Annotated in this window: 3 protein-coding genes and 1 pseudogene; 3 read left to right on the forward strand and 1 reads right to left on the reverse strand. The window is 73.3% G+C overall.

Going from position 1 to position 5078, the window contains the following annotated elements; translation table 11 throughout:
• Both ACFUEL_RS34795 and ACFUEL_RS34800 read left to right on the forward strand, forming a co-directional pair.
• Window positions 1-612 (forward strand): annotated as a pseudogene (locus tag ACFUEL_RS34795) (hypothetical protein); the annotation flags it as partial.
• Window positions 599-730: a hypothetical protein gene (locus ACFUEL_RS34800; RefSeq protein ID WP_380241423.1), complete on the forward strand. Its 132-nt coding sequence runs from the start codon at window positions 599-601 to the stop codon at window positions 728-730. The pseudogene ACFUEL_RS34795 and the gene ACFUEL_RS34800, both read left to right, overlap by 14 nt.
• Window positions 731-858: 128 nt before the next feature.
• Here ACFUEL_RS34800 and ACFUEL_RS34805 read toward each other — a convergent pair whose 3' ends face one another.
• Entirely contained in the window at window positions 859-1470 is a 612-nt protein-coding gene (locus tag ACFUEL_RS34805) for a hypothetical protein (RefSeq protein ID WP_380241425.1), read from the reverse strand.
• A gap of 358 nt (window positions 1471-1828) precedes the next feature.
• Here ACFUEL_RS34805 and ACFUEL_RS34810 point away from each other — a divergent pair, with 358 nt between their 5' ends.
• Entirely contained in the window at window positions 1829-5041 is a 3213-nt protein-coding gene (locus ACFUEL_RS34810) for a glycosyl hydrolase 115 family protein (RefSeq protein ID WP_380241427.1), read from the forward strand.
• Window positions 5042-5078: the final 37 nt, after the last annotated feature.

The following is a 5078-nucleotide window of genomic DNA, read 5'->3' on the forward strand; positions in this document are numbered from 1 at the left end:
GTCCTGCTCGGGGCCGCCGCGGCCTCGCTGGCCTTCCCCGACTACCACTTCGTGGTGCTGACGCACCTGCACAACCTCGTCCCGCTGCTCTTCCTCTGGGAGTGGTCGCGCACGCTGCCGCGCGGCCGGGCGGCGTTCCTCGCGGTGCAGTGCGCCTGGGTGCTGGCGGTTCCGGCGCTGCTGCTCTCCGGCGCGCTGGACAGCTGGCTGGCGGCCGGCACCAGCGCCACCGACCGGCTGGCCGCCGCCTACACGCCGCCCGCCTGGCTGCACACCCCGGCAGGGCTGCGCTTCGTCGCGGTGTTCGCGTTCCTCCAGACCATGCACTACGTGGTGTGGGTCTGGTTCCTGCCGCGCTACGCCTCCGACGCCGCGGCCTCCTTCGACCGGCGGGTGCCGCTGCTGCGCGGCCCCCGCGCCTGGCTGTTCGGTGCCGCGGCCGGTGCCGCGCTCGCCGTGCTGTTCGCCAGCGACTACGCGCAGGGCAAGGCGCTCTACGCGGCCGTGGCGAGCTACCACGCCTACCTCGAATTCCCCGTCCTGCTGATGCTCGTCCTCGGGATGGCTCCCGGGGCCGGCGCCGCCGAAAGGAACTCCCGTGCTGCTCGCTGACATCGCCCCGTCCGCCTCCGAGTCGGCCGCCGGACCGGTCCTGATCATCGGGGTCGCGGTGCTGGTCCTGGTCGGTGTCGTACTGCTGGTCCGGATGGCCCGCCGCCGGAAGGACTGAGGCGCAGGACGTGGCCGTCGGGACGGGTGGGGCCGCGACCGCACCGGCCCGCGCGGGCCGTGTCCCAGCGCGTTGCCGAGTCGTGACGAGCGGTGCACGGCTCGGCCTGCGGGCAGGGCCTGCGGGGTTCAGCCGGTCTTCACCCACTCCTGGCAGCCCTGGGTCTTGAACACCTTGTCGGTCTTCTTGATGGTGACCACGCCCTGTCCGGTCAGGGTCTCGTTGGTGATGATCGACTCGAAGTCCCCGCTGCTGTCCTTGGCCCGTTCCCAGTAGCACATCCCGAGATCACCGGGCCCCGCGGTCTTGTAGGTGCCGGGTTCGACGTCGTCGCCGACCAGGAAGGTCCCGTTGCCGGCGATGGTGCCGCCCGGGGCCGCGGCCGCCTCCGCCGGCGGCTCGGCCGGGACCGCGGCGGCCTGGGTGACCGTGGCGGTGACGGTGACGGTTGCGGTGACGGTGACGGTCGCGGTGGCCGCAGCCGGGGCGGGGCTCGCGGTGACCGTCGCAGTCACGGTGGGACCGGGGACGGCCCGGGTGGCGCTGTCCTTCCCGTCGCCGACGACGGCGCCGAAGCCCGCCACCAGGACCAGACCGCCCAGGACGACGAGCGCGATCTTCGCGGCCTTCGGGACGCCCCGTTCGACGTGGCCGGGCTGCTGAGGGTCGGGCGCAGCGGTCGGGGGCGGTGGCGCCCACGCCGGGCCGGAGGCGGTGGGCTGCTGGTCCTGGGTGTTCATGGCTGTCCTCTGCGTGGTGATCGTGTGCAGGGGGCAGGTCTATCGAGGTACCTGACGGTAAGTCGGTCATGTCGGGAATCGTTACCGATTCGTCGGCCGAGGCGGCCGGGGGACGACCGCGGAGCGCGGGGGTGCTTGCTTCACCGAGATCCTGTCGGCCGTCACGGCGTCAGCTTCCTTTTCCGGGGCGTCCGACGAGCACGCCGTGATGCCGCGTCGACTTTCGTCCGCGCTTCTCCGCCGCAGATTCCCGGTGCAGGGGGGTTGACCCTCGGCCGGGTCGTGCCCAAAGGTGGCCCCGAAACATAAAGAGACTGTTTCGAAATTTTCGAAACCCTCCGTTCTCGGGAGAGCCGCCATGCACCGACCAGCACCGCAGTTCACCACCGGACGCCGGGCCGCCCTCGGGCTGGGCCTGGGAGTGGGCCTCGCCGCCACCCCGCTCGGCGGGGTGCTCGGCCTGAGCGCCGACGCCTGGGCCGCCGCCGGCGACGAGGGCGCCGCGCGGGGGAACGCGACCGGCGGCGGCGCCCGGCCGACCGAACCGGGAGGCTGGATCTCCTTCACCCCGCGGCCCGGCTGCCTGCCGCTGGTGGAGGACGGCCGGGCCGCCCCGCTCGTGGTCAGCGGCGCCGACCACCCCGGCGTGCTGCGCGTGGTCGGCGACCTCGCGGCCGACCTGGAGCGGGTCACCGGCGTCCGCCCCGCGGTCGTCCGGGACACCGTCCCGCGCGGCCGCACCGCGGTGATCGTCGGCACCCTCGGCCGCAGCCCGCTGGTCGACGGCCTGGTCGCCGCCGGACGGCTCGACGTCAGCGGCATCGCCGGGCGCTGGGAGACCTCCCTGCAGGCGGTCGTCGAGCACCCGCTGCCCGGCGTCGACCGGGCCCTGGTGATCGCCGGCAGCGACCAGCGCGGCACGATCTACGGCGCCTACGACGCCTCCCGCGGCATGGGCGTCTCACCCTGGTACTGGTGGGACGACGTCCTCCCGCAGCGCCGCGACGCGGTGTACGCGCTGGCGGGCCGGCACACCCAGGGCACCCCGGCGGTGAAGTACCGGGGCGTGTTCATCAACGACGAGAACCCGGCGCTCGGCACCTGGGCGCCCGCGTTCTTCGGCCCCGGCAAGGCGCCCGGCTTCCCCGGCGGCTTCAACGCCGACTTCTACGCCAAGGTCTTCGAGGTGCTGCTGCGGCTGCGCGCCAACTACCTGTGGCCCGCCGTCTGGGGCCGCGCCTTCGCCGAGGACGACCCGCTCAACCACGCCACCGCCACCGCGTACGGCATCGTGATGGGCACCTCGCACGAGGCCCCGATGATGCGCGGCATCGAGGAGTGGAACCGGCACGCCACCCCCGCCGTCCGCGACGCCGCGGGCAACGTCACCACCCCCGGCCACGACCCGTACGGCGGCACCGGCGAGTGGTCGTTCCGCCGCAACGCCGAAGCGGTGAAGGCGTACTGGCGGGACGGCGTGCGGCGGATGACCGAGCAGGGCTTCGAGGGCGTGGTCACCCTCGGCATGCGCGGCAACGGGGACGTCGGCCTGCCCGACGGTGACGGCATCGAGCTGATGACGGAGATCATCGCCGCCCAGCGGGAGATCCTCGCCGAGGTCACCGGCCGCGACCCGGCCGCCGTCCCGCAGGTCTGGACGCTCTACAAGGAGGTCCAGCGGTACTGGGACCGCGGCCTGCGGGTGCCCGAGGACGTCACCGTGGTGCTCACCGACGACAACTGGGGCAACGTCCGCAAGCTCCCCGACCCCGCCGAGGGCGCCCGCGACGGCGGCTACGGCCTCTACTACCACTTCGACTACGTCGGCGTCGGCCGCAACTACAAGTGGGTGGACACCACCTGCCTGCCCAACATGTGGGAGCAGCTCGACCAGTCGTACGCGCACGGCAACCGCACGCTCTGGGTGACCAACGTCGGCGACCTCAAGGGCAACGAACTGCCCACCCAGTTCTTCCTCGACTACGCCTGGCAGCCCGCGAGTTGGCCGCTGGAACGGCTGACCGAGTGGGAGACCGGCTACGCCCGGCTGCACTTCGGCGAGGCCCAGGCCCGGAAGATCGCCGAACTCCTCTCCGAGTACGGGCAGTTGCAGTCGATCCGCAAGCCCGAACTGCTCAACCGCAAAATCACCGTCGACCCGGCCAAGAACCCGGCCACCGACCCCTCCGCGATCGGCTACGACGACCGGGCCACCCCCTTCTCGCTCACCGACTACCGGGAGCTGGAGACGGTCACCGCCCGCTGGCAGGCCCTCGCCCAGGACGCCGAACGGATCGGCCGCCGACTGCCCGCCTCCGCCCAGGACGCCTGGTACGAACTGGTCGGCTACGAGGTCGCCGCCACCGCCAACCTGTACGCGCTGCGCGCCGCCCAGTTCACCAACCTGCACTACGCGCCGCAGGGCCGGGCCCTGACCAACGACCTGGCCGCCACCGCCGAGGCCCGGCTCGCCGACGACCTCGCGCTCGCCGAACGCTTCAACACCCGGATCGCGGGCGGGAAGTGGAACGGCTTCCAGACTCAGCCGCACATCGACTACGGCGACGTCGACCGCTACGGCCCCAACGCGCCCTGGCAGCAGCCCGAACGGGACAACGTCGCCCTGCCCGACGTGCTGTTCCCCGCCGTCACCCGGATCGAACTGCCCGACACCGCCGAACTGGGCGTCGCGATCGACGGCTCCGCCGCCTGGTGGCCGCACGAGCAGACCCCCGCCGTACTGCCCGAGTTCAGCCCCTACCAGAGCCAACCCGCCCAGTACGTCGAGGTGTTCAACCGCGGCACCCGGCCCTTCGACTACCGCGTCGACACCGGCGCGCCCTGGCTCGCCGCGGACCGCCCCGCCGGACGGATCGACAAGCAGCAGCGGGTCGTCCTCACCGTCGACTGGGCCCGCGCCCCGTACGGCCGCACCGAGGTGCCCGTCACCGTCACCGGGCCGGACGGCGCCCGGGTCGTCGTCACGGCGGTGGTCAACCGTCCGAAACTTTCGAAGAACCTCCCGGCCGGCCACGTCGAGGCCAACGGCTACGTCGCCATCGACGCCGAGCACCACACCCGGGCCGTCGCGGCGGACGGCGTCTCCTGGCGGCTGATCCCCGGCATCGGCCGCACCACCGGCGGCATGACCCCCGTCCCCGTCACCGCGCCCCGGCGGACGCCCGGCGGGTCCGGGCCGCGCCTGGAGTACCGGGTGACCCTGTTCACCACCGGCCCGGTCACCGTCTGGGCCCACCTCTCCCCGCGCAACGACGCCCTCGCCAAGGGCGGACCCGCCTACGCCGTCTCCTTCGACGACCAGCCCCCGCAGACCGTCGAGACCGTCACCCAGTGCGGCGCCGACTCCGGCACCATGAACGTCCAGTGGGCCCTGGGCACCTCCGACAACGTCCGCCGCAGCGCCACCGTCCACACCCTCACCGAACCCGGCACCCACCGCCTGGTCTTCTGGATGGTCGACCCCACCGTCGTCCTCCAGCGCCTGGTCATCGACACCGGCGGCCTGCGCCCCAGCCTCCTCGGCCCGCCCGAGAGCCACCGCGCCGACTGACCCCGGCGGCCGCCCGAACCCGGCGGCCCACCGAGCC

The organism is Kitasatospora sp. NPDC057198 (genome assembly GCF_042670125.1).
Classification (GTDB): Bacteria; Actinomycetota; Actinomycetes; order Streptomycetales; family Streptomycetaceae; genus Kitasatospora.

What these genes read in the sequence shown, in the direction of transcription:
- ACFUEL_RS34810 (WP_380241427.1), top strand. Translation starts at nt 1,829, where the DNA reads ATGCACCGACCAGCACCGCAGTTCACCACCGGACGCCGGGCCGCCCTC.
- ACFUEL_RS34805 (WP_380241425.1), bottom strand. Translation starts at nt 1,470, where the DNA reads ATGAACACCCAGGACCAGCAGCCCACCGCCTCCGGCCCGGCGTGGGCG.